This is a genomic window from Sphingomonas sp. GW821-FHT12D09, assembly GCF_058807215.1.
Genome location: NZ_JBXAQL010000003.1, coordinates 349,031 through 373,751, shown reverse-complemented (window position 1 = coordinate 373,751; position 24,721 = coordinate 349,031). Strand labels below are relative to the sequence as shown.

General features: G+C 66.4%; 19 protein-coding genes. 11 read left to right on the top strand and 8 right to left on the bottom strand.

The window, feature by feature from the left end; translation table 11 throughout:
* Positions 1-35 precede the first annotated feature (35 nt).
* Complete coding sequence (gene mnmA, locus AC1RPL_RS15410; protein WP_493070360.1) at positions 36-1,145, top strand: tRNA 2-thiouridine(34) synthase MnmA; 1,110 nt, start codon at positions 36-38, stop codon at positions 1,143-1,145.
* Between the two features lie 213 nt (positions 1,146-1,358).
* Here mnmA and AC1RPL_RS15405 read toward each other — a convergent pair whose 3' ends face one another.
* On the bottom strand, positions 1,359-2,156 hold the full coding sequence (locus AC1RPL_RS15405; RefSeq protein ID WP_493070358.1) for a hypothetical protein: 798 nt from the start codon (positions 2,154-2,156) through the stop codon (positions 1,359-1,361).
* Positions 2,157-2,212: 56 nt separating this feature from the next.
* Here AC1RPL_RS15405 and AC1RPL_RS15400 point away from each other — a divergent pair, with 56 nt between their 5' ends.
* Positions 2,213-2,692, top strand: coding sequence for a nuclear transport factor 2 family protein (locus AC1RPL_RS15400; RefSeq protein WP_493070356.1), 480 nt, complete (start codon positions 2,213-2,215; stop codon positions 2,690-2,692).
* A 135-nt stretch (positions 2,693-2,827) separates the two neighbouring features.
* On the opposite strand, the gene AC1RPL_RS15395 is transcribed toward AC1RPL_RS15400, so the two are convergent.
* Genes AC1RPL_RS15395 through pdxH form a run of 3 tightly spaced genes read right to left on the bottom strand, consistent with a single transcriptional unit; the run spans position 2,828 to position 5,176 of the window.
* Complete coding sequence (locus tag AC1RPL_RS15395) at positions 2,828-3,619, bottom strand: PhzF family phenazine biosynthesis protein (RefSeq protein WP_493070354.1); 792 nt, start codon at positions 3,617-3,619, stop codon at positions 2,828-2,830.
* Positions 3,616-4,527, bottom strand: coding sequence for a cation diffusion facilitator family transporter (locus AC1RPL_RS15390; protein ID WP_493070353.1), 912 nt, complete (start codon positions 4,525-4,527; stop codon positions 3,616-3,618). The genes AC1RPL_RS15395 and AC1RPL_RS15390 overlap by 4 nt, the downstream gene beginning before the upstream one ends.
* A 10-nt stretch (positions 4,528-4,537) precedes the next feature.
* A complete protein-coding gene (pdxH, locus tag AC1RPL_RS15385; protein ID WP_493070351.1) occupies positions 4,538-5,176 on the bottom strand; it encodes a pyridoxamine 5'-phosphate oxidase in 639 nt (212 codons plus the stop codon).
* A 31-nt stretch (positions 5,177-5,207) separates the two neighbouring features.
* Here pdxH and ku point away from each other — a divergent pair, with 31 nt between their 5' ends.
* A complete protein-coding gene (gene ku / locus AC1RPL_RS15380) occupies positions 5,208-6,083 on the top strand; it encodes a non-homologous end joining protein Ku (RefSeq protein WP_493070350.1) in 876 nt (291 codons plus the stop codon).
* Between the two features lies 1 nt (position 6,084).
* The gene (ligD, locus tag AC1RPL_RS15375; RefSeq protein WP_493070348.1) at positions 6,085-8,502 is read left to right on the top strand and encodes a DNA ligase D; all 2,418 of its coding nucleotides are present in this window, start codon (positions 6,085-6,087) and stop codon (positions 8,500-8,502) included.
* Here the strand turns inward: ligD and AC1RPL_RS15370 are convergent.
* Positions 8,499-11,288 (bottom strand): S8 family serine peptidase, encoded by a 2,790-nt coding sequence (locus AC1RPL_RS15370; protein WP_493070346.1) that lies wholly within the window; start codon positions 11,286-11,288, stop codon positions 8,499-8,501. The genes ligD and AC1RPL_RS15370 overlap by 4 nt on opposite strands.
* A 250-nt stretch (positions 11,289-11,538) precedes the next feature.
* Between AC1RPL_RS15370 and AC1RPL_RS15365 the strand changes: the two genes are divergently transcribed.
* On the top strand, positions 11,539-13,665 hold the full coding sequence (locus AC1RPL_RS15365) for a TonB-dependent siderophore receptor (protein ID WP_493070344.1): 2,127 nt from the start codon (positions 11,539-11,541) through the stop codon (positions 13,663-13,665).
* A gap of 62 nt (positions 13,666-13,727) precedes the next feature.
* Positions 13,728-14,354 (top strand): DUF4198 domain-containing protein, encoded by a 627-nt coding sequence (locus AC1RPL_RS15360; protein ID WP_493070342.1) that lies wholly within the window; start codon positions 13,728-13,730, stop codon positions 14,352-14,354.
* A gap of 4 nt (positions 14,355-14,358) precedes the next feature.
* On the opposite strand, the gene AC1RPL_RS15355 is transcribed toward AC1RPL_RS15360, so the two are convergent.
* The 3 genes from AC1RPL_RS15355 to AC1RPL_RS15345 all read right to left on the bottom strand — a co-directional run bounded on the left by AC1RPL_RS15355 (position 14,359) and on the right by AC1RPL_RS15345 (position 18,176).
* On the bottom strand, positions 14,359-14,769 hold the full coding sequence (locus AC1RPL_RS15355) for a hypothetical protein (protein ID WP_493070340.1): 411 nt from the start codon (positions 14,767-14,769) through the stop codon (positions 14,359-14,361).
* Positions 14,766-15,071: an autorepressor SdpR family transcription factor gene (locus AC1RPL_RS15350; RefSeq protein WP_493070339.1), complete on the bottom strand. Its 306-nt coding sequence runs from the start codon at positions 15,069-15,071 to the stop codon at positions 14,766-14,768. The genes AC1RPL_RS15355 and AC1RPL_RS15350 overlap by 4 nt, the downstream gene beginning before the upstream one ends.
* Before the next feature lie 111 nt (positions 15,072-15,182).
* On the bottom strand, positions 15,183-18,176 hold the full coding sequence (locus AC1RPL_RS15345; RefSeq protein WP_493070337.1) for a TonB-dependent receptor plug domain-containing protein: 2,994 nt from the start codon (positions 18,174-18,176) through the stop codon (positions 15,183-15,185).
* Between the two features lie 403 nt (positions 18,177-18,579).
* Between AC1RPL_RS15345 and AC1RPL_RS15340 the strand changes: the two genes are divergently transcribed.
* From AC1RPL_RS15340 to fabI, 5 genes are all read left to right on the top strand, one after another.
* A complete protein-coding gene (locus AC1RPL_RS15340; RefSeq protein WP_493070335.1) occupies positions 18,580-21,063 on the top strand; it encodes a circularly permuted type 2 ATP-grasp protein in 2,484 nt (827 codons plus the stop codon).
* A complete protein-coding gene (locus AC1RPL_RS15335; RefSeq protein WP_493070333.1) occupies positions 21,063-21,965 on the top strand; it encodes a transglutaminase family protein in 903 nt (300 codons plus the stop codon). The genes AC1RPL_RS15340 and AC1RPL_RS15335 overlap by 1 nt, the downstream gene beginning before the upstream one ends.
* A 54-nt stretch (positions 21,966-22,019) precedes the next feature.
* Complete coding sequence (locus AC1RPL_RS15330) at positions 22,020-22,967, top strand: DnaJ C-terminal domain-containing protein (RefSeq protein ID WP_493070331.1); 948 nt, start codon at positions 22,020-22,022, stop codon at positions 22,965-22,967.
* Between the two features lie 78 nt (positions 22,968-23,045).
* On the top strand, positions 23,046-23,921 hold the full coding sequence (locus tag AC1RPL_RS15325) for a YihY/virulence factor BrkB family protein (protein WP_493070329.1): 876 nt from the start codon (positions 23,046-23,048) through the stop codon (positions 23,919-23,921).
* On the top strand, positions 23,918-24,721 hold the full coding sequence (fabI, locus tag AC1RPL_RS15320; RefSeq protein WP_493070327.1) for an enoyl-ACP reductase FabI: 804 nt from the start codon (positions 23,918-23,920) through the stop codon (positions 24,719-24,721). The genes AC1RPL_RS15325 and fabI overlap by 4 nt, the downstream gene beginning before the upstream one ends.

The following is a 24,721-nucleotide window of genomic DNA, read 5'->3' as shown; positions in this document are numbered from 1 at the left end:
CGCGGAGAAGCACGAGCGCCTAAATGCGCGCGATCATGATCGCAGGAGACTTCCAGCTCGAGGGGCCGATGCAGGCCAGGCGCATCGTCGTCGCCATGTCCGGCGGCGTCGATTCGTCGGTCGTGGCCGCCCTCGCCGCCGCCACCGGCGCCGAGACGATCGGGGTGACCTTGCAGCTCTACGATCACGGCGAAGCGGTGGGCCGTGCCGGATCGTGCTGCGCTGGCCGCGACATCCGTGACGCCCGTGCCGTCTGCGACAAGCTCGGCATCGCGCATTATGTCTTCGACCACGCCTCGAGCTTCAAGACCGACGTGATCGACGATTTCGCCGACGAATATCTGGCCGGCCGCACGCCGATTCCCTGCGTGAAGTGCAATATGGGGCCCAAGTTCACCGACCTGTTCGCGCTCGCCCGCGACCTGGGGGCGGACTGCCTGGCGACCGGGCATTATGTCCAGCGCGTGATGGGGACACAGGGTGCCGAGCTGCACCGCGCGCATGATCCGGCGCGCGACCAGAGCTATTTCCTGTTCGCCACCACCGCCGCGCAACTCGATTTCCTGCGCTTCCCGCTGGGCGGCATGCCCAAGAAGCTGGTGCGCGAGCTCGCTGCCGAACTCGGGCTGGGCGTCGCCGGCAAGCCCGACAGCCAGGACATCTGCTTCGTCCCCGATGGCGACTATGCCAGCCTCGTCAAGAAGCTGCGCCCCGAGGCGGAGACCCAGGGCGAGATCGTCGACGAGGCCGGCCAGGTGCTCGGCCGCCACAAGGGGCTGATCCACTTCACCGTCGGCCAGCGCCGCGGGCTCGAGATCGGCGGCGCCGCCGAGCCCTATTATGTACTGCGCCTCGATCCCGCGACCAGGCAGGTGATCGTCGGCCCCAAGCGCGCGCTCGCGGTACGTGCCGCGCGGATCGAGGGTATCAACTGGCTGGGCGGCGACTATGCGGGCCCGGTCACGGCCAAGGTGCGCAGCCTCGCCAAGCCGGTGGCAGCGCGGCTGGAGGATGGCCGGGTGATATTCGAGACGCCCGAATATGGCGTCGCACCGGGCCAGGCCGCAGTGCTCTATGCCGGCGAACGCGTTCTCGGCGGCGGCTGGATCGCCGAGACCGAGCGGGCGGAGCTGGCGCCGGCCTGATTCGCGCCGGTCCGAGTCGGCGCGGCCCGATTCGACCCGGAGAGTCACAAAAGTCACGACACCTACGCGCGTGCACCGGGCTTTCCGAAAAGCGGCGTCGCGGCGCGCATTTTATCCGCGCATGAGTGCGTCGTTATCGGATGGGAAAGGCGGCAGGCCGGCATCCGCCAGTATGGATCAGACGAAATCCTAGTTTGCCAGCCCGGCCTGCGCTCAATCCCCATCATCGGCACCTCCGGATATTTTTCGCCCGCGCCAATCCTTGGCGATCGCATTCCGCATGTGCGCCAGCAGGCCCCGCGGCGTGGGCCGAAGCTGGGGAGCGCCGTCGAGTACTGCCTCTCTCGCGCTCTCGAACGATTTCCAATCGGGCCACATTCTGTCGATCGGGTCGCCGTCTTCATCGGCCGGTGTTTTGATATAGGCCTTTACCTCCCGCAGGATGTCCTCGGCCCGCAATGCAGTGGCCTGCATACGGCTCTTCAATGCTTCCAAATCTGCCTTGCGCGACTTCTGATCGACCGAAGACCAAGTATCGACTGCATTGCGCAGCTCGAGCGCGTTATTTCGCAGCATCATCCTGAATTTTAGCAGGCGCCGGGCGATATCGGGGGAAATCTGGCCGATGTCCGGGATCGAGATCGCGTAGAACTCATCCTCGCAATAGATCATCTTCTCGAAGGCCAGTTTTCGCGGCGTATCGGCCTTGGGCTCAGCGACGCGTGCGAGTGCGCTGTAATTGGCGATGTGATGGTCGGAGATGCCTTGCAGTTCCGCGGCAATGGTTCTCGCCAGGCGTCTTTTCTGGCGTCGCCGCATGAAGGCATCGAAGACATTGCGACCGACAAAGCCCGCCAAGGGCAGCGCGACCACCCAGGCGGCGGTCCAGCCGTTGGTTATATGCGCAGCATCCACATCCGACATCGTCGTCCCCCTTTGCGATATACCTACCGGCTCGCGGGCATAGTCTATGCAGTCGGCGTCGAGTTGGAAGCCGGGCATCATCAGCACGCTGTACAAAGGTCCTCAGTCCTGTATTATACGAATACCACACATCGGAGACACGCATGATCCTGGCCACTGCACTCCTGTTGACGTTCCAGTCCGCTCCCGCTTCGCCTGATCCTGCGCTGCTCGCCGCAGTGAAGGCGTCCGATACGGCGCTGTTCGAAACCTTCTTCGAGAAGTGCGATCCGGCACGCCTCGCCACGTTGGTGACCCCGGATTTCGAGATGTACCACGACAAGGACGGTGTGGTGGCGACGAGCGGAGAGGCATTCGTGGCACTCTATGCCAAGGGGTGCGAGGCGAAGAAGGCGCCCGATGCGTGGCGCAGCCGCCGCGCGCTGCTGCCCGAGACGCTGCGCGTCGATCCGGTGCCTGGCTATGGCGCGATTGAGGAAGGCGACCATGTCTTCTACGAGCGCAAGGGCGGCGGACCGGAGAAGCTGGTCGGCCGCGCCCATTTCGTCCAGCTGTGGAAGAAGGCGCCGGATGGCTGGCGCGTGGCGCGCATCCTCAGTTACGCGCATCAGGCGGTGAAGTAAGCCTCTCTCTCCCAATGAAGAGGGAGGGAGCCGACACAGTCGGCGGAAGGGTGAGGGTCGAAGGTGAGGCTGCCCTCACCCTTCCCACTCGGCTTTGCCCCGTGGGCCCGTTCCCGCTCCCAAAGGGAGCGGAAGTTAGATAGCGAACTCCCCGACGATCACCGTCACGCACTTGCCGCCCAGGATCACCCGGTCGCCGGCCAGGCCGCAGGCGATATGGCCGCCGCGCCTCGAGGCCTGGAACGCCGTGAAGGTATCGCGGCCCAGGCGCTTCGCCCAATAGGGGGTCAGCACCGAATGGGCCGAGCCGGTGACCGGGTCCTCGTCGATCCCGGCGGCGGGGGCGAAGACGCGGCTGATCACGTCGGTGCCGGTGCCCGGCGCGGTGACGATGTTGAGCGTGTGGCCGATCGCGGCAAGTGCCTTGAAATCGGGCTGGCAGGCGAGCACCGCTTCGGCGCTTTCCAGCACGGTCAGGTCATAGCCATTGGGGTGGTAGAAGGTCTCGCCGAGATCGATGCCGAGCGCGTCGAGCAGCCCCGGCACTTCGGTGGGCTCGGGTGGATAGGCGGGGAGCGCCATCGCATAGGAGGCACCGTCGCGGCGCACTTCGAGGACGCCGGCCTTGCGGGTGCGGAAGGTCACGCCGTCGCGCCCCGGATCGGTCGAGAGCACGAAATGGCCGCTCGCCAGCGTGGCATGGCCGCATAGCGCGACCTCCACCGCGGGAGTGAACCAGCGCAGCTCGAAGTCCGCCTCGCCGCTGGCATCGGGAAGGATGAAAGCGGTCTCGGCGACGTTGTTCTCCTCGGCGATCGCCTGGAGAATCTCGTCGGGCAGCCATTCGGTGAGCGGCATCACCGCTGCCTGGTTGCCGGTGAAGGGACGGTCGGCGAAGGCGTCGATCTGGGCGAAAGGCAGGTTCACGGCGCGTCCTTCAGCAGATTGGCTTCGATCATCGGGTTTTCGGGCTCGTCGATATGGCCCTCGGGATCAACATGGATCAGGATCTCGGTGCCCGGAAAGGCCTCGCACAGCTCCTTCTCCAGCGCCTCGACCACGTCATGCGCCTCGAGGATCGTCATGCTCGGGCGCATCGCGATGTGGAACTGGACGAAGTCGCGATTGCCGCTGGAGCGGGTGCGCAGATCGTGCAGGCTCTTGAGCGCCGGGTTGCGCGCGGCGACTTCGACAAAGGCGGCGCGCTTTTCCTCGGGCCATTCCTTGTCCATCAGCTGGTCGATCGCCACTTCGCTGGCGCGCCAGGCGCCGAACAGCAGCCAGAAGGCGATGGCAATGCCGAACACCGGATCGGCGCCGCGCACGCCCCAGGCATCGAGCCCGAGCGCGGCGATCACCGCGGCGTTGAGCATCAGGTCCGAGGTATAGTGGATGCGGTCGGCACCGATCGCGACCGATCCGGTCTGCTTGATGACGTGTGCCTGGTACCGCGTGAGCGCGAGGGTGACGGCGATCGCCACCAGGCTGACCGCGATGCCCGATTCGGGCGAGGCGGCGATGTCGCCGCTCTGGAACCGGTCGATCGCGCGAACCAGTATGGCGAGCGCGGAGACGGCGATCACCACCACCTGGAACAGCGCAGCGAGCGCCTCGGCCTTGCCGTGGCCGAAGCGGTGATTCTCGTCCGCCGGCTGCGCGGCCCAATGGACGCCGCCCAAAGTGACCAGCGAAGCGAACAGGTCGAGCCCCGAATCGGCCAGGCTGGCGAGCATCGCCACCGAGCCGGTCTGCACCGCCGCCCAGGCCTTGAGCGCGCCGAGCAGCAGCGCGCTGCACACGCTGGCAATGGCGGCGCGGCGGGCGAGGTTGGTCACGGCCGGAGACTCATGGATATAGCAGGCCCTCGCTCCAGCCTGCGCCGGTGCGGGTGAACAGCCGGCGCTCGTGGAGGCGATGGGCTCGGTCCTGCCAGAATTCGATACGGCTCGGGGTCACCCGGTAGCCGCCCCAATGCGGCGGGCGGGGCACGTCGCCGCCTTCGAAGCGTGCCTTCACTTCCTCGAAGCGCGTCTCGAAGGTCTCACGGGAATCGAGCGGGCGCGACTGGTCGGAGGCCCAGGCGCCGAGCTGCGAATCGTGGGCGCGGCTGGCGAAATAGGCGTCGCTTTCGGCATCGGTCGCGAAGCTCACCGGGCCCTCGATGCGGATCTGACGGCGCAGCGACTTCCAGTGGAACAGCAAGGCGACCTTGGCGCCTTCGCCCAGGTCCTGCGCCTTGCGGCTCTCGCGGTTGGTGTAGAAGACGAAGCCATCCGGGCCATGGCCCTTGAGCAGTACCATCCGCACCGAGGGCTGGAGCGCGGCATTTACCGTGGCCAGCGCCATCGCATTGGAGTCGTTGGGCTCGCTGGCCCGGGCTTCCTGATACCAGGCGTCGAACAATTCGAAGGGATCGGTGCGCATGCGCCGCGCTCTAACTCCACCCCAAAGAGGTGTCGAGGAACGAGTCCGTTGCTGGCACATTGAATCGGCTTCGCAACGAGGGAATTGGCAAATGGCGGCGCGCGCCTATTGGCAGGGACAGATAAGGCTGGCGCTGGTCTCGATCCCGGTGGAAATCTACACCGCGACCAAATCGGGCGCGCAGATCAGCTTCCACCAGATCCACGAGCCTTCCGGCCAGCGGATCAAATATGAGAAGACCGCGCCCGGCGTGGGCGCGGTCGATCCCGACGAGATCGTCAAGGGGTTCGAGGTCGAGAAGGGCGAATATGTCCTGCTCGAGCAGGACGAGATCGACGCAGTGAAGCTAGAATCGAAGAAGACGCTCGAGCTCACCCAGTTCGTCGATGCCGACGAGATCGACGTGCTCTATTATGAGCGGCCCTATTTCGTCGTGCCGGCGGACGACCTGGCGGAAGAGGCGTTCATCGTGCTGCGCGAGGCGTTGAAGCGCACCCGCAAGGTCGGGCTGGGCCAGCTGGCGATGCGCGGGCGCGAATATGTCGTCAGCCTGAAGCCGTGCGGGCGCGGCATGGTGCTGGAGACGCTGCGCTATGCCGATGAGGTCAACAAGGCGCAGGGTTATTTCCGCGACATCCCGGACAGCGATCCCGATCCCGAGCTGCTCGGTCTGGCCGAGACGCTGATCGAGAAGAAGGTCGCGAAGTTCGATCCCAAGGGCTTTCACGATCGCTATGTCGATGCGCTGCACGAGCTGATCGAGCGCAAGAAGAAGGCCAAGGGCAAGAAGATCATCGAGGACAAGGACGACGGCAAGCCGAGCCGCGGCTCGAACGTGGTCGACCTGATGGCGGCGCTCAAGAAGTCGCTGGAGAAGCCCGGGGCCAAGACGAGTGCCGCGGTGAAGACCAAGCCGGTCAAGGAAGCGGCGCCGGCCAAGAAGCCGCCGGCGAAGAAGCGGGCATAAGATGGCCGTCGATCCGCTCGCCAAATATAACGCCAAGCGCGACTTCGCGAAGACGCAGGAGCCGGCGGGCAAGATCGCCAAGGGCTCGGGGCATCGCTTCATGGTCCAGAAGCATGACGCGACCCGGCTGCACTGGGATTTCCGGCTGGAGATCGACGGGGTGCTCAAGAGCTGGGCGGTGACGCGCGGGCCGAGCCTCGATCCCGCCGAGAAGCGGCTGGCGGTGCGCACCGAGGATCATCCGCTCTCCTATGCCGATTTCGAGGGCACGATCCCCAAGGGCCAATATGGCGGCGGCACCGTGATGCTGTGGGACGACGGCCAATGGGCGCCGATCCCGGGCAAGAGCGCCAAGGACCTGGAGAAGGGGCATCTCCACTTCACCCTCGAAGGCGAGCGGATGAAGGGCGAGTGGCTGCTGATCCGCCTCAAGCCGCGCGGCAAGGAGAAGGGCGAGAACTGGCTGCTCCGCAAGATCGACGATCAATATGCCGGCGCGACCGATGCGCTGGTCGAGACGGCGCTGACCAGCGTGAAGACCGGGCGGACGATGCAGGAGATCGCGGAAGGGGTGAAGCCGGCCAAGTCCGCGGCGAAGCAGAAGGCGGTAACGGCCAAGAACCCGGCGTTCCAGAAGCCCCAGCTCGCCACGTTGGTCGACACCGTGCCGACGGGCAACCAGTGGCTTCATGAAGTCAAATATGACGGCTATCGCGCGCTGCTCAGCCTCGGCGCGAGCGGCCCCAAGATCTACACGCGTACCGGGCTCGACTGGACCGACCGCTTTCCCGGCGTGGCCGAGGCGACGAAGGAGCTGACCGGCCCGGCGCTGATCGACGGCGAGATCGTCGCGTTCAAGGACGGCAAGCCCGATTTCTCCTCGCTGCAGGACGCGCTGTCGAACGGCGGCCAGGGGCTGACGATGTTCGCCTTCGACTTGCTCGAGGCCGATGGCGAGGACCTGACCGGTCAGCCCCAGCTCGCCCGCAAGGAGAAGCTGCGCGCGCTGTTGGCCGGCGCGGATGTGCGCATCCAGTTCTCCGAACACGTCCTCGGCGCCGGCGAGAAGCTGTTCGAGACGATGTGCCGCGAAGGCTATGAGGGCGTCGTCTCCAAGCGCGCCGACGCGCCCTATCGCGGCACGCGCTCCAAGTCCTGGCTCAAGACCAAATGCATCCGCCGCCAGGAGTTCGTGATCCTCGGCTGGTCGCCCTCCTCGGCCAAGGGGCGCGGCTTCCGCTCGCTGCTGCTCGGGCTGAACGGGCCGGACGGGCTGGTCTATGCCGGCAGGGTCGGCACCGGGTTCAACACGCAGACGCTGCACGACCTGCGCGAACGCTTCGAGAAGATCGCCGCCGACAAGCCCGCAGCCGCCGTGCCCCGGGCCGAAGCGCGCGGCGCGCATTGGGTAAAGCCGAGCCTGGTCGCGGAAGTCGCCTTCGCCGAGTTCACCGCCGACAATGTCGTCCGCCACGCCAGTTTCATCGGCCTGCGCAAGGACAAGAAAGCGAAGGACGTGGTGGTGGAGAAACCGGCCAAGCTGCCGGAAGCGCCGCAATCCGCGATCAAGATCAGCAGCCGCGACCGGGTGATCTTTCCCGGCGACGAGCTGACCAAGGGCGACCTGGCCGACTATTATCTGTCGGTCGCGCCGATCGCGCTGCCCTGGCTCGGCAACCGGCCGATCAGCCTGGTCCGCTGCCCCCAGGGCCGGGCGCGGCAATGCTTCTTCCAGAAGCACGACGCCGGGTCGTTCGGCGAGGAAGTCCACCATGTCGATGTCAAGGAGAAGGACGGCTCGGTCGAACCCTATCTCTATATCGACGATGCCGACGGGATGATGGCCTGTGTCCAGATGGGCACGATCGAGTTCCATGGCTGGGGCAGCCTGGTCGCCGATATCGAGAAGCCCGACCGGCTGGTGTTCGACCTCGATCCCGACGAGGGCCTCGACTTCGAGACGGTGAAGAAGGCCGCCGCCGATTTGAAGGACCATCTCGCCGATATCGGGCTGACCAGCTGGCCTTTGCTGTCGGGCGGCAAGGGCGTGCATGTCGTGGTGCCGCTGGTGCCCAAGGCCGAATGGCTCGAGGCGCGCAGTTTCTGCGAGCGCTTCGCCCGGGCGCTCAGCGAGGCGGAGCCCGAGCGGTTCACCGCCAATCTCAAGAAGGTCAACCGCAAGGACAAGATCTTCATCGATTACCTGCGCAACCAGCGCGGCGCGACGGCGGTGCTGCCCTATGTCGCCCGCGCCCGCGAAGGCGCGCCGGTGGCCGCGCCGGTCACCTGGACCGAGCTGCGCGATATCGACAGCGCCAAGCACTTCACGATCCGCGACGCCGCCGAACTGATCGAGCGCGCGACCAGCCGCGCATTGCAGGGCTGGGGCGTGGCGGAGCAGGAATTGCCGGACGTCTAATAGTCGCTGCGGGTGCTGCGCGGCAGCGCCTTGATCCGCGGCGCTGCACCAGCGGCCATGTCCCAGATGTCGTTGGACCAGCCGGCGAAGGTCGCGAGCGTGCGCAGCGCCTGCGGACTCTTCGGCGTGCCCACACCGGTGCCGCCCTGGAAGGAGTCGAAGAAATCATCCAGCCGGGTGGTGACGGGCGGCTTCACCTCGCTCTCGGTGCACATATAGCGCCCATTGTCGCCGCGCAGCCCGTCGGCGACCCGGCCGACCGCGCCGCCCGTGGTGGCAAGGTCCGAGGAGAAGAAGACGCTGGCATAGCTGCGCACGATATCGCCGTTGGTGACGCGCCCGGCGATCCCGCCCGCCATCTCGTCCGCGGCGATGTCGCCCTCGGCATAGCTGTCGGCGATCGTGCCGCGGCAAAGGAGATAGCCTACCAGCCCGCCCGCGATCTTGCGGGTTCCGGACGCGGGCCGGGGTACGAGCAGATTGGCATGGCTGCGCTCGATCCGCGCCTTGTAGCCCAGCGTCCCCGCGATCCCGCCCGCCTGGAACGGCGTGTTGATCGTGCCCGAGAAATAGACGTTGCGGAGCAGCGCGCCCTCGCCATTGGCGGTGCCGACGATCCCGCCGCCGCCGGCGCGCGTATCGATCGTGCCTTCGAAATAGCTGTCGCGGATCTCGCCGCCGGTCATGCCGCCGACCAGCCCGCCGCCCGAGCCGGCATCGATGCTCCCGTCCACCTGGACATTGACGATGCTGCCGCCCTCCATCGTCGTCGCGACCACTCCGGCGGCGCCGTTCGCCCGGACCTTGGCACCGACGAAGCGCAAATTGGTGACATGGCCGCGTGCGCCGATACGGGCGAAAAGGCCGCTATTGGCGCGGACTCCCTGGTCGAACCCTTCGATCGTGAAGCCCCCGCCGTCGAACACGCCGTTGAACTGGCCGGCGGGCGAAACCGCGTCGCCCACGGCGCGCTGCCAGGCGCCGGTGATGTCGCTGCGCCAACGCAAATTGGACTTCAGTTCGAAGAAGCGGTTGAGATGGACGCCCTGAATCGCGGCGAGCTGCGCCACTGTGCAGATCGTATAGGCGCCCGCGAACGAAGCGCCGTCGATGCCCGGCTCGCCGCTATTGGCGAACGGATAATTGGTATGCCGCGGATGCTGCTGGTTGGTCGTGGGATCGAACACGACCTGGTTGCAATAGCCGTCCGTCGCGAATTCGCGGCGCGGATTGCGCGCGTAAAAGGCCTGGTAGAGGTTCAGGCGCCGCCCTTCCTCCACCTTGCTCACGTCGAGCGTGGCGATCCGGTCGCTGGTCTGGAGCACGCGGTTGCGGATCTCGGAATGGGTGGCGGTGGGATAGAGGCGCCAGGTGCCTGCCATTGCCGCCGCGACGAAGGGGGCGGCCATCGAAGTGCCGTCTAGATCCTTGTACATCCCGCCCGGCCAGGTTGATCGGATCGCGACGCCCGGCGCCAGGATCGCGACGCCCGGCTGGCCCAGCGCATCGAAGCTCGCGCCATAGTTGGAGAAGCTCGCCATCGCATCGTTCATGTCGGACGCGCCGACGCAGACGACGGTGCCGAACATGCAGGGATAGACGGGTGCCTCGCGCAGATCCTTGCCGTCATTGTCGGCGGAGGCGACGGCGATCCCGCCACTGGCCTCATAGGCGAGCAGCGCCTGGTTGAGCGTGGGCGAATTGGCGGTGAACGACAGCGACATGCTGACCACCGATGCCTGCTTGTCGGTGGCATAGCCGATCGCCTTGATCACCTGCATCATCTGCGGTGCGGGCGAAACCTTGCCGATCATCAACCTGGCGCCCGGGGCGCTGCCGCGCACCGCGCCGCTATTGGCGCCCGGATTTGCGGCGATGATCCCGGCGACATGCGTGCCATGCCCGTTGGGATCGAAGACTAGGCCGTTATTGTCGGCGAAGTTCCAGCCATTGACGTCGTCGCGATAGCCGTTGCCGTCATTATCGACGCTGTCGCCGGCAGTCTCGGCACTGTTGCGCCACAGGACGCCGGCAAGCGCGGGATGCATGGTGTCCATGCCCGTATCGATTACCATGATGACCGGGATGCGCACCGTGTTCGAAGGTGGAATCGAGAGCGGATAGCGGGCAAGCGCCTCGTTGCCGTCGATATCGGCATCGGCCTTGCTGCTCGAGCTGCCGCGGTTGCGGTGCGGCCAGGGCTGGGTCAGCCGCTCATATTGCCGGTCCTGCGCATCGTCGAAAAGACCGACCTGATTGCCCTCCGCCCCCACCGGCCGTACGCCGCTCGCGCGGGTGAACAGTGCGAGCACGTCGGCGGGCGCGAGGCGCGTCGCCGCCGTCGCCCGGACGAGCAGGATGCAGCCATCGGCGGAGCGGTCGAGTATCTCGAGGCCGGCGGCTTGCAGCCGCGCCGTGTCGATCGGCGGGGCGCCCGCTTCCAGCGTCACGATCACCTGGCTCGCCACGACGGCGATGGGCCGGTCGGTATCCTTGGCCCGATAGAGCAGCAACGCCTCGCCCTGCTCGCTTTCCCACAGCACGGCGCCCTTTTCGGCGCGGTCGACCAGCGCGGCGCCCTCGATTCGCGCGGCTTTTGGAGCATAGCCTTGCGCCCGCAGCCTGGTGGCGTGCTTTTCCTGCCGGGTTGCATCCTGGTCCTGCGGCGCGCTTGCGCCAATCGCCAGGCTGGCCATGCCCGCCAGCAATGCGAAGTGGAGCGGCCGTGCCCCTCCGATGCCGTTCTGGATTGCAAGATGTGCGCGGCGCAGCGTGTCGAGAACCATGCTTCCCCCCTTCGAGCATGCCCGGAATTCTTTCGATTTAGGCACATCGCGGCGGAGAAAGACAGGGGATGATTTTGCATCGGCAGGCGCAACTTCACCGATACCGTGGCGCGCGTGACGGCCAATCCACGGGCGTGCTCCCAGGTTTCCTACCCCCAATAGTTGCAAACCGTTCGCAATAGCACTAATGCGCCGGCCATGCCCGCCAAGTGCGGCCCATTCATTCGAACATCGGGGTTCCCAAGTGACGTTGAAGCTTTCTCTCTGCCTCGGCGTGGCACTGTCCGCGCTTGCCACGCCTGCCTTTGCCCAGGCGCAGGAGGCCCCGGCACCGGCGGAGGGCGAAGAGATCGTCGTCAGCGGCCGCTATACGCTCCCCGACAAGATCGACACCGCGACCGGCCTGGGTCTTACCGTGCGTGAGACTCCGCAATCGGTGAGCATCGTCACGGCGCAGCGCATCCTCGACCAGAATCTGATCACCGTTGCCGATGTGATCGCGAACGGCGTGGGCGTCGCGGTCAACGAAGTCGATGACGTGCGCAATTCCTTCTATGCGCGCGGTTTCGAGATCCGGAATACCCAGATCGACGGCGTTCCCGCCGCCTGGACGCTGGCGGGCGGCAACGGCGAGACCAGCATGGACGTCTCGGTCTATGAGCGGGTCGAGATCGTGCGCGGCGCGACCGGCCTGCTTTCGGGCGCCGGCGACCCCTCGGCTTCGGTCAATCTGGTGCGCAAGCACGCCGATGCCACCGACTGGACCGGCTATGTCAATGCCAGCATCGGCAGCTGGAACACCTGGCGTGTCTCGGGCGATATCGGCGGCGCGCTGACCGCCAATGGCCGCGTGCGCGCCCGCGTCGTCGGCCGCTACGAGCAGGGCGACAGCTATATCGACCTCTACCACAACAAGAAGTACGTGCTGTACGGCGTCGTCGATGCCGACGTGACCGACAGCACGCTCGTCCGCGCCGGCATCAGCTATCAGGACACCAAGCCGCAGGGTGCGCTGTGGGGTGCGCTGCCGACCTTCTACACCGACGGCACAACCACCCGCTTCGACCGCTCGCAGAGCACCGCGGCGGACTGGACCCGCTGGAACAGCACCAACCTCAACATCTTCGCGAGCGTCCGGCAGCGGATCGGCGAGAAGTGGAGCGTCACCCTCAACTACAACCGCCTGCGCAACGCGAGCGATACGCAGCTGCTCTATCTCTATGGCGAAGTGAACAAGGCGACGGGCACGGTCGCGTACAGCAACCCCTACAAGTCGAAGGGCGAGAGCACCCAGGACAGCTTCGACGGGCAGATCAAGGGTGAAGTCACGCTGTTCGGCCGCGACCACGAAGTCGTGCTGGGCGCGCTGCACAGCATCCTCAACCGCCACACCGACAATTTCGTGGCACCGCTGCCCTGGGCGACCGATGTGCCGCTGGTCGGCGCCGGCGGCGCGACTTTCCCCGAGCCGGTCTGGGGCACCACCCCGGTCCGCAACGAGCAGGAGCGGATCGAGCAGAACGGCTATTACGGCGCGGTGCGGCTGAACATTGCCGATCCGTTCAAGATCATCGCGGGCGGGCGCATCGCCAGCTGGCACCAGACCGGTTTCGCGTGGAGCGGGCCGAGCGACTATGGCGATGACGATGTGTTCATCCCCTATGTCGGTGCGCTGCTCGACGTGACATCGAACCACCGGCTCTATGCGAGCTACACCAAGATCTTCCAGCCGCAGAACCTGTTCGATCGCAATCTCGACCTGCTCGATCCGCTCCAAGGCAAGGCCTATGAAGTCGGCCTGAAGAGCGCCTTCTTCAACGAAGCGCTGCAGACCTCGGTCGCGCTGTTCCGAATCGAGCAGGACAATGTCGGCCAGGTCGACGGCGCGCCGATCCCGATCGCCGGCGGCCAGACCCTCCAGCCCTATCGCGCCGCCGACGGCGTGGTCAGCCAGGGCTTCGAGATCGAGGCCACCGGCCGGCCGCTGCCGGGCTGGAACATCAATTTCGGCTACAGCCAGTTCAAGGCCGAGGACGCCAGTGACGCGCCCGCGAACACCGATCAGCCGCGCCGGCTACTCAAGCTGTTCACCACCTATACGGTCGACCGCTTCACGATTGGCGGTGGCGTCAATTATCGCAGCAAGGCCTATTCGACCGGCACCAACCCGGTCACCGCCGCGCCTTACACCTTCCTGCAGGAGGGCTATGCGCTGGTGAACCTGATGGCGCGCTTCGCGGTCACCGATCGGCTCCAGCTCCAGGCCAATGTCGAGAATCTGCTCGACAAGACCTATTACAGCCAAGTCGGCTTCTACAGCCAGTATCGCTATGGCGACCCGCGCAACTTCACGGTGGGTGCGACCTACAAGTTCTGATCCGATCGGGCGGGAGAGGGCGGTTGCCACGCTTTCTCCCGCCCAACACAGGGAGAGAGTGCATGAAGAAGCTTCTGCTTGCCGCCGCTGCGATGCTGATCGCGGCCCCCGTCGCCGCCCACGAGATTTGGGTGGAGCATGACGGCAAGGGGCCGGCGCGCATCTATCTGGGCGAGCCGAACGAGGCGGTGCCGGCGGCGGGCGATCCCGAGTTCCATCACCTGCAGAAGCCGCAGCTGGTCGGCACCACGGTTACGCTGACCCGCCGCACCAACCATATCGAAGCGGCGGTTGCCGGTGCCGGCGATGTGCGGGTGCGCGACGATGCGGTGTTCGAGCCCTGGCAGTCGGGCACGGCCAAGCAGGGGGCGATCTTCTATGCCCGCGCCGGCCGCACCGAGACCAGCCACCAGCTCGACCTGGAGTTGGTGCCGGTGGCAGCGAATAGCGACAGTTTCACGCTGTTCTTCCGCGGCAAGCCGCTCGCCAACGCCAAGCTGTCGATCCTAACGCCCGATCGCTGGCAGAAGGGCTTCGTCACCGATGCGCAGGGGCGGCTTACCGTGCCGCAGCTCGGCGCCGGCCGCTATCTGGTCAGCGCCTCGCACACCGAGGAAGCGCCGGCCAAGCTCGGCGGGCAGGACGTGGCGAGCGTGATGCACATCTCCACGCTCACCTTCGTCCGCTGATCGTTCAGCCCTGCGTGGCGGCGGCAGCGTCGCCACGCAGCTTGCAGCGCGCGGCGAGGCCGAAGGTGTAGAGCGTGGTGAGCCCGAGCACGCCCAGCGATACCGGCTGGGCGAAGCCTTCGGGCGCGGCCAGCCACAGCCCGGCATAGACCAGCCCGCCAAGCGTCATCGCCTGCCCCGCCCGGCGCAGCGCCGCCTGGACGCGCCGCTCGGCTTCGATCGAATGGCGCGGCGCCTTGAGTGTCTTGGGGATGAGGTTGCCGAACAAGGCGACGATCACACCGTTGGCCAGCATCGCGGCGCGGGTGCCGACATTGCCGTCGAGCATGCCGGCATGGACCAGCTCGCGCAGCGCCAGCGTGCCGCCAAGGATGAACAGGGCGGCGATGAGGGCAGTACGGACACCGATCTTCATGTGGGCGCTCCTTCATGGGGTTTGCTGGAATCGGACGCGGCACCGCCGATGCCGAACAGCTGGCCGAAGCTCAGCAGCGCGTCTTCGAGCACCGAAAGCTGAAGCCGGTAAACGATCGACTTGCCGTCCTTATGTGCTGCGATCAGCCCGGCTTCCTTGATCACGTTGAAATGGGCGGACATGGTCGGCCGCGAGACCGGAAAGCGGTCACTTAGCTCGCCCGCCGTCATCGGGCCCTGGCGCAGCAGTTCGAGCACCTTTCGGCGGGTCGGATCTGCCAGGGCTTTGAAGACATTGCTCATGGGAATTATATTTAGCTAAACATCGAAATGTGTCAAGCGTCGCTTCGTGCGCCGAACAAAAAGGGCGGGAGGAACGCGTGCCCCTCCCGCCCCCCAAAGGTCGGTCTTCGATCAGAAGCGTGCGGTGACGTTCAGATAGAAGGTGCGGCCCATATAGTCGTAGCCGGAGTAGAGCGGCGAGTTGCCGGTCAGGCTGTAGACGCCCGCGGTGATCGACGGCGGCGCGGTGTCGAACAGGTTCCGCACGCCGGCGGTCAGCTCGTACTTGCCGAGGTCATACTGGATCGAGGCGTTGTGCAGGAAGTAATCCGGCGTCCCGATATAATAGTTTTCCTTTAGCAGCTCATAGGTCGCCTGGTCGACGGTGCCGTCGCTGCCCGTGGCGATGTAGCGCGCCACGCGGTCGTTCGACGAACCCTTGATCCAGTCCATGCCCCAGTGGAGCGTCACGTCATGGATGCGGTAGGTCGCGTTGAACGAGCCCGACCAGTCCGGCGACATGATCGTGCCGTTCGAATCGATCAGCGCCTCGTCCGCGAACAGGCGTGAGGATTGCTCGGTGTACTTGGTCAGCATCGCGTCGAGGGTGAGCCCGCCGCCGAACAGGCCGTGCTGGTAGCGCAGGTTGAACTCCCAGCCCTTCCGCTTGTCGGTCGAGATGTTGATGTAATTGTCCTGCACCGTGAGCACGCCATTGGCGTCGCGCGCGACATAGCGGCAATAGCCGGCTTCCGGATCGAAGCTCGCCGAGCCATAGCAGAGGTTCAGCAGGCTGGCGGCCCCGAGGCGCGAGACTTCATTGTCGACCTCGATGTTGAAGTAATCGAGCGAGGCGGAAAGCTTGCCCAGGCCCCAGGGCAGCGTCGGGTTGATGACGGCACCGGCGGAGAAGTTCTTCGAGGTTTCCGCCTTGAGGCCCGTCGTCGCGCCACCGGCGGTGAGCACGGTCACGCCGCTGGTCTGGGTGAAGGTCGAGGGCAGGCCCGCCGCGGCGCAGTTGGTGCGGATGATCTGGCTCGAGTCCGCGGCATAGTTGTCGCACGGGTCATAGGAGCTCGACAGGAAGCCGCTGGTCGCGCCGAGATACTGCTCGAACAGCGCCGGGGCGCGGTAGGACGTGCCATAGCTGGCACGCAGGCCGACGCTCTTGACCGGCTGGTAGTCGACCGAGGCCTTGTAGGTCCACTGGCCGCCATAGGAGCGGTAATGGGTGTAGCGGCCCGAACCGTCGAAGGAGAGCGACTTGATGAACGGCAGGTCGGCCAGGACGGGCAGGTAGAGCTCGCCATAGGCTTCCCAGACCTCGTCGGACCCGACCGTCGGCGTGGCCGCGGTGAGGTTGTAGAGGTTGCCGTTGACACTGTCGGCCGCCGGCTGGTCGTTCAAATGGTCATGGCGATATTCGACACCGAGCGCTGCCTTGGCGTTGCCGCCGGGCAAGCCGAACAGCGAACCGTTGACGTTGAACGATCCGGCGATCTCGTCGAACTTAGTGTGGCCGACGACAGTGTCGGTGATGAAGTCGCGATAGGCCTGGGACAGGTTGCCGCCGATCGAAGCCGCGCTGATCGCCGGCGCCGCGACGCAGCCGTTCGACGTATCGACGCAGCTGAAGCTGCCATCGGTATTCTGCACGACATTGAGCGACTGGGCGATCTTGCTCGTGACGAAGGTCTCGGTCGAATAGGTCGAGCGCATCCACGAATAGGAGCCATAGGCATCGTAGCGCCAGTCACCGAGGCCCAGATTTCCGCGCAGGCCGCCCGAGGTGCGATAGGTGTAGACGTCCTGGCTGTTGTCGGTGAGGCCATAGCCGATGAACGAGCGCGCCGCGACGGTCCGGCCGTTCGACAGCACGGTCGCCGCCGAGAAGACGCCGTTTCGGAACTGGGTGGGAACCAGCAGGCTGCCGGTGGCGTAATCGAGCGTCAGCTGGCGATAGAGCCGGTTCGAGGACTGACGGCGATTGCCGAGCGCCTCGACATAGACTTCCGCATCGCCGAGCGCATGCAGCTCATAGCTGCCGGCCAGGAAGCCGGTGAGCGTGCTGAGCGGCGTGACCACTTCCTCGCCCTGCATGTTCGGATCATAGGTCGTGCGGGTGTAATAGCCGACGCCCTCGTACCCGGGCGTGTTGCCGGTGGTGATCGCGGCATTGGGACGCAGGCGGTTATAGGTTGCCGCGGTCTCGCCCGCCGCCGGCGTCGCGGCGCGGGTCGGCACGCCGAGCGTGTTGATCGTCACGCCGCCATTGTCGAGGCTCCAGCAGGCGGGCTGGCCGGTGGCCGGATCGATATGGTCGCCCGATCCCATCGCGGTGCCTTCGCCGCTCAGATATCCGCCGATCGGGCACTTGCCGAAGTTGGTGTCGCCCAGCGTGATGCGGCTTCGGTTGTAATAGTCGACCGAGCCGATCAGGTGCCATCGATCGCCATGCGCGCCGAACGAGGCCGAGATGCGATTCGCGGTGCCGGAGCCGATCTGCGGAACGTTGGTCTGCGCTTCGAGGACCACGCCCTTAAGGTCATCGTCGGTCAGGATGTTGACCACACCTGCGACGGCGTCCGAGCCGTAGATCGACGAAGCGCCGGCCTTGAGCACTTCGATGCGCTTCACGATCGAGCTGGGGATCGAATTGAGATCGACCGAGCCGACCGAGCCCCGCGTGCCGGCGGGCGACAGGCGGTGGCCGTTCAGCAGGACGAGCGTGCGCGTGGCGCCGAGGCCGCGCAGGCCGATCGTGTTCACGCCGGTGCCGCCGTCGACGACATAGCCGCCATAGTAATTGTTGATCTGCGAAGAGCCCTGGGTGACCGCGGTGCTCTGTAGCGCATCCGAGACCGAGCTGAAGCCGGCGGCGGTCATCTCGTCGCGGGTGATGACGGTGAGCGGCTCGGACGAGGAGAAATTGTCGCGGCGAATGCGCGAGCCGGTGACGACGATCGTCTCCTCGGGCGCTTTCTCGTCTGCGGCCGGGGCCGTCTGGTCGGTCGTGACTGTGCTGGTCTGGGCATAGGCCGACGGCGCGAACGCCGCGGTCGCGCCAAGGAGTGCCAGCGCCGACATAGCGGTGCTGGCACGCAAAGTGATTTGCGTCCCGTTCATGATTTTTCCTTCGCTGTTCCGGTCGTCCGGCAAGGCCGGCACCGGGAAACTCAGGCACTGCCTGCTGCGCTTGCGAACAAGCGATCGGGCAGTTCCTGAACGCGAGATGAGCGGCGACCGGCGCGGCTGTAAAGCGCGGCCGTTTCCAGGAAAGGCTTTTGGATCAATAATTTGAGTGACTGTATTATAAATGCAACGAACATCTCGGGATATTTCGGATCATTGCAATCAAGACAGCGGTTTCTGAAACCTTGTTGCGGCACGGCAAGGTGCTGAGATGCGGGATCCACCTCGCACCGGTGCTGTTGCCCGCGCCTGATTCCCGCGCACATCCGTATGCATCCCATGTTGCCATGCAGCAGGGATTGGCTCACTAGTCCCCCGGATAGCTGGGGACGTAGTTTTGGCGAGCAGCGCCGCATCTCTGTTTGACGCGGGAGTGATCGCCGACCGGTGGATCGCGGACTATTGCGCCTCGGGCAGCACCGCCGACGTGCTCTGCGCCCGCACCAGGGCCGATCCGGCCTGGTCCGCCGTGTTCGAAGAGCTGGCCGTGCTTGCCGGCGACAATCTCGAAACCGCGCGCGAACGCGCGCATCGCCAGGCCGAGGATATCGGCACCGGCTTCCGCATCGCCGGCGAAGGCGACGAGCGCCCCTGGCCGCTGTCGCCGATCCCGCTGCTGATCGCCGAGGCCGAGTGGAACGCCATCGCCGCCGGCATCGCCCAGCGCGCCGAAGTGATGGAGCAGGTGCTCGCCGACATCTATGGCGCGGGCAGGCTGGTCAGCGAGGGGCATGTCCCCGCCGCGGTCGTCACCGGCAGCCCCTTCTTCCTGCGCCCGCTGACCAACCTTGTGCCGCCGGGCGGCTATCATCTCCAGGCCGTCGCCTTCGACCTGTGCCGGGGGCCGGACGGCGGCTGGCGCGTGCTCTCCGATCAGCTGCGCGCGCCCGCGGGTGCCGGCTATGCGCTCGAGAACCGGCTGGCGATGGGGCAGACGCTGGACGGGCTGCAGGGCCGGCTCAACATCGCGCGCCATGCGCCGTTCTTCGCTGCCTTCCGCGAGGGCCTGGCCGAGCGCTGCCGCCGCGCCGAGCCGCGCATCGCGCTGCTCACGCCCGGCCGGCTCAACCCGAGCTATGCCGAACAGGCGCATCTCGCGCGCTATCTCGGCTGGCTGCTGGTCGAGGGCGCCGATCTCGCGGTGCTCGACGACCGCCTCTATGTTCGCACCATCGCCGGTCTCAAGCGCGTCGATGCGTTGTGGCGCCGGCTCGATCCGCGGCTGCTCGATCCGCTGGCGCTCGACAGCCATTCGACGATCGGCGTACCGGGGCTGGTCGATGCGATGGTCGCCGGCAATGTCGTGATCGCCAACGCGCCGGGCGCCGGGCTGATCGAGGCTCCGGCTTTTTCCGCCTTCCTGCCGCGGCTTGCCGAGCTACTGACCGGCGAGGGACTCAAGCTGCCCAATATCGCCACCTGGTGGTGCGGGCAGGACGGTGCGCGCGCGCATGTCGAGGCCAATCTCGACCAGCTGCTGATCGCGCCTGCCTTCGGCGTAGCGCCGCTCGGCCTGCCCGGTGGTGTGCCGGTGCTCGGCGCTTCGCTGGCCGGCGAGGCGCGCGCCGCGCTGATCGAGGACCTCGCCCGGCGGCCGCAGGATTATGTCGGCCAGGAAGTCGTCCACCTCTCGACCATGCCGGTGGTGACGGAGGACAGGCTCGCCGCCCGGCCCTTCACCTTGCGGGTGTTCGCGGCGCGCGGCGCGGATGGCAGCTGGGCGGTGCTCCCCGGCGGTTTCGCCCGGATCGGGGAGCATGCCGATGCCCGCGCCGCGGTGATGGGCGAGGGCATGTGGTCCGCCGATGTCTGCGTCCACGGCCCCGATCCGGTCGAGCCGGTGTCGCTGCTCCCGTCCGGCGATTCGACCCAGCTGCGGCGCAACCCGGGCACCTTGCCCAGCCGCGTCGCCGACAATCTCTTTTGGCTCGGCCGATATCTCGAGCGCGGTGAGGCGCAACTCGGCGTGATCCGCGCGCTGCTCGGCAATTCGATCAGCGCGGATACCGGCGCGGCGCTCGCCGCCGATACCGTACGGCGCCTGTCGGATATCCTCGTCGCCAGCGGTGCCGCGCCCCTGCCCAAGGCGCTGAAGCGCGCCGACCTCACCCATCTCGCCCGTACCGCGCTCGAGGATATGGAGGGCTGGTACAGCGTCGCTGCGATCAACGCCCAGGCCAAGGGGATCGGCGAAGTCTCGCGCGACCGGTTGGCGGCGGACATGGTCCGGCTGCTCGACGCGCCCTTCCCGACGCGCGGCGGGCTGCTCGACAAGGCCGGATCGCTCCAGCGGCGCTATTCGGCGCTGGCCGGCCTTGCCGCCGAGCATATGGGACGCACCGATGCCTGGCGCTTCCACGACATGGGCCGGCGGATCGAGCGCGCGGTGCAGACCCTGCGCTTCCTGCGCGCCTTTGGGCGCGTCGACGCGACCGGCGACGATCTCGGCACTTTGCTCGATCTCGCCGACAGCCAGATCAGCTATCGCCAGCGTTACCTGACGGGTATCGCCCGGGTGCCGGTGCTCGACCTGGTCACGCTCGATCCGGGCAATCCGCGCGGCATCGCCTATCAGATCGCGGCGATCTCGGCGCATCTCAACAAGCTGCCCTTGCTCTCCGACGACGGCCTGGCCGAGCCGCAGCAGGAGCAGGCGCGCGAGCTCGCCGCGATCCTGGTGACGGCGCATGCCACACGGATCGACGATGTCATGCTGGGTGGGCTTGAGCTGCGGCTGGGCGTGCTCTCCACCGCGATCGCGCGCCGTTATTTCCTGCAGGGCGCCGAGCCGCTGCGTGCCGCCGGGCTCGTCCTCGCCTGATGCTCTACCGCATCCGCCATGTGACGCGGTTCGACTATGCCCAGCCGGTCGGCTTCGCGCGCTGCAACCTGCGGCTCAAGCCGATCCTGTGGTCCGGGCAGGAAGTGCTCGACTATGCCCTGTCGGTCGAGCCGGGCGGGCGCACCCACCCGGCACGTGCCGAGGCCGGGCTCGCCAATGTGCTGCGGCTGGTGGTCGAGAATGCGGCGAGCAGCCTGACGATCGAAAGCAGTGCCACGGTCCGGGTGATCCGGCAGATCCCGGTGCCGATGCCGAGCGACCCGAGCGTCGCCGAGATCGCGCACCGTGCCCGCGCGAGCTACGATGCCTCGCCCGCCGGGCCCGCCGCCTATCTCTTCCCTTCGCCGCAGATCCCGCTCGACCCTGCGATCGCCGCCTGGTGCGCGCCCGATCTGGCGCAGGGCCGCGGCGTGCTCGACGCCGCCTATGCGCTGGCGAGCCGGATCCAGCGCGAATTCGATTTCGACCCCAGCGCCACTTTGGTCGACACACCACCGCGCGACGCCTTCGACAAGCGAAGGGGCGTTTGCCAGGATTTCGCGCAGATCATGATCTCCGGACTGCGCGCGGCCGGCCTGCCCGCTGCCTATGTCTCCGGTTACCTCCGTACGCTGCCGCCGCCGGGCCAGCCGCGGCTGGTCGGCGCCGATGCCACGCATGCCTGGGTGCTGGTCTGGGCGGGGCCCGATCTCGGCTGGGTCGGAGTCGACCCGACCAACGGCATCTGGATGGCGGAGGACCATGTCGTGATGGCGATCGGACGCGATTATGCGGAGATCGCGCCGATCGACGGCATCGTCCTGGGATCGGGGGCGCAGAAGATGGAAGTGTCCGTCGATGTCGAGCCACTCGAGGAGCCGATGCAAGAACCCGCAGCCTGACCCTTGCGTTAAGGCCCGGACGCGCCGAAATACGGCGCGTTCAAAGGGGTTTTGATGGCTGCTGATCCGTATTCCGTTCTGAATGTCGCGCGGGGCGCGAGCGAGGCCGATATCAAAAAGGCCTATCGCAAGCTCGCCAAGGAGCTGCACCCCGACCGCAACAAGGACAATCCAAAGGCGTCGGAGAAGTTCAGCCAGGTCACCCAGGCCTATGACCTGCTGACCGACAAGGACAAGCGCGCCCGCTTCGATCGCGGCGAGATCGATGGCGAGGGCAACCCGACCAATCCGTTCGGCGGCTTTGGCGGCGGCAACAACCAGGCCGGCTTTCGTCCCGATTTCAACGGTGGCGGCGGCGAGGCCGGCGGCTTCGGTGATATCTTCGAGGGGCTGTTCGGCGGCATGGCCGGGCGGCGCGGCGGCGGCTTTTCGGGCGGCTTCGGCGATTTCGGCCGGCGCGGTCCCGCACCCAAGGGCGCCAATGTCGCCTATCGCCTGGCGGTGTCATTCGAGGACGCGGCGAAGCTCGCGCCGCAACGGATCACGCTGCGCGACGGCAAGACGCTCGACCTCAAGCTCCCCGCCGGGGTCGAGACCGGCACCCAGATGCGCCTTGCCCGCAGGGGCGAGGAAGGGCCGGGCGGCGCCGGCGATGCGATCGTGACGATCGAGATCCAGCCGCACCGCTTCTTCGAGCGCCAGGGCGACGACATCCGCCTCGAGCTGCCCGTCACCCTGTCCGAAGCGGTGCTCGGTGCCGAGGTGCGCGTGCCCACCCCCGATGGCCCGGTGATGCTCAAGGTGCCCAAGGGCTCCTCCTCCGGAAAGACGCTGCGCCTCAAGGGCCGCGGCTTCCACAAGAAGGCGCCAGGGACGAGCGGCGGGCGCGGCGATCTGCTCGTTACGCTGATGGTCGAGCTGCCGGTGGATGACGATGCGCTGATCGAGTTCGCCCAGGGCTGGACCGACAAGGGGAACCCGCGTGGCCGCATGGGCGTCTGACGCCTTGTGAACACGGGAGAAAACGAAGGCGCTGCGGAAGCGAAACCGGGTCTTGGCTCCCGCTTTCGTGGCGCGCTCGTGCGAATCGGCGGCCCCAAATTCTGGACGGTGCTGAAACGGGTGGCGATCGGCACGTTCAATGACGGCTTCACCTATGCCGGCAACCTTGCCTATCTCAGCCTGGTCACGCTCTTCCCCTTCTTCATCGTCGCCGCTGCGGTCGCGCAATTGTTCGGGCGCAGCTCGGAGGGGATCCACACGCTGGAGGCGTTCCTCCACACCGTGCCGCCCGACGTGGCAGATCTGCTGCGCAAGCCGGTGTCGGACGTGCTGATGGCGCGCACCGGCAACCTGCTCTGGTTCGGCGCGATCGTCGGGCTGTGGACGGTGGCGGGCTTCATCGAGACGATCCGCGGCATATTGCGCGCCGCCTATGGCACCTCGTCCCGTACGCCGTTCTGGCGCTATCGGCTCGGCGCGATCGGGATGATCATCGGCTCGGTGATCCTGGTCATGGCGGCGTTCAGCTTCCAGGTTATCCTGACCGGCGTCGAGCAGTTCCTCTACACGATCTTCCCCTGGGCATCGGAGGCGCAGCGCATCGTCTCGCTGACCAAGATCGCGCCGGCGATCGCGCTGTTCGGCGCGCTCTACATCCTGTTCTACTCGCTGACGCCCAGCAAATACCGGAAGAGCAAATGCCCGAAATGGCCGGGCGCGCTGTTCACCGCGGTGTGGTGGCTACTGGTCACGGCGCTGTTGCCGAGGATCCTCGGTACGCTCGGCAGCTATGACCTGACCTATGGCAGCCTAGCCGGCGTGATGATCGCGCTGATCTTCTTCTTCCTGGTCGGGCTGGGGCTCGTCGTCGGCACCGAGTTGAACGCGGCTCTGGCGGAGACGCCCGAATCGGGTCTAGAGGAGCCGGATAAGCAGGAGAATATTGCGTCGTGACCGGATTGATGCAGGGCAAGCGCGGGCTGATCATGGGCCTGGCAAATGATCGTTCGCTGGCGTGGGGCATCGCCAAGCAGCTGCACGAACAGGGCGCCGAAATGGCGTTCAGCTATCAGGGCGAGGCGCTGGAGAAGCGCGTGCGCCCGCTCGCCGACCAGATCGGCGCGGGCAAGCTGATCGAATGCGACGTGTCCGACATGGCCTCGCTCGACCGTACCTTTGCCGAGCTCGCCGAGCATTGGCCGACGATCGACTTCGTCGTCCACGCGATCGGCTTCTCCGACAAGAACGAGCTGCGCGGCGGCTATGTCGATACCAGCCTCGACAATTTCCTGATGACGATGAATATCAGCGTCTATTCCTTCGTCGCGGTGGCGCAGCGCGCGCAGAAGATGATGCCGAACGGCGGCAGCCTGCTGACGCTCAGCTATTACGGCGCCGAGAAGGTGATCCCGCACTATAACGTGATGGGCGTCGCCAAGGCCGCGCTGGAGACCAGCGTCCAGTATCTCGCCGTCGATCTCGGGCGCGAGAATATCCGAGTCAACGCGATCTCGGCCGGCCCGATCAAGACGCTCGCCGCCAGCGGCATCGGCGACTTCCGCCTGATCCTGAAGTGGAACGAGCTCAACGCGCCGCTGAAGCGCAACGTGACGATCGAGGATGTCGGCGGCGCCGGCGTCTATCTGCTCTCCGATCTCGCCTCGGGCGTGACCGGCGAGATCCACCATGTCGATGCCGGCTACAACGTCATTGGCATGAAGGCCGAGGACGCGCCCGACATCTCGCTCGTCTGA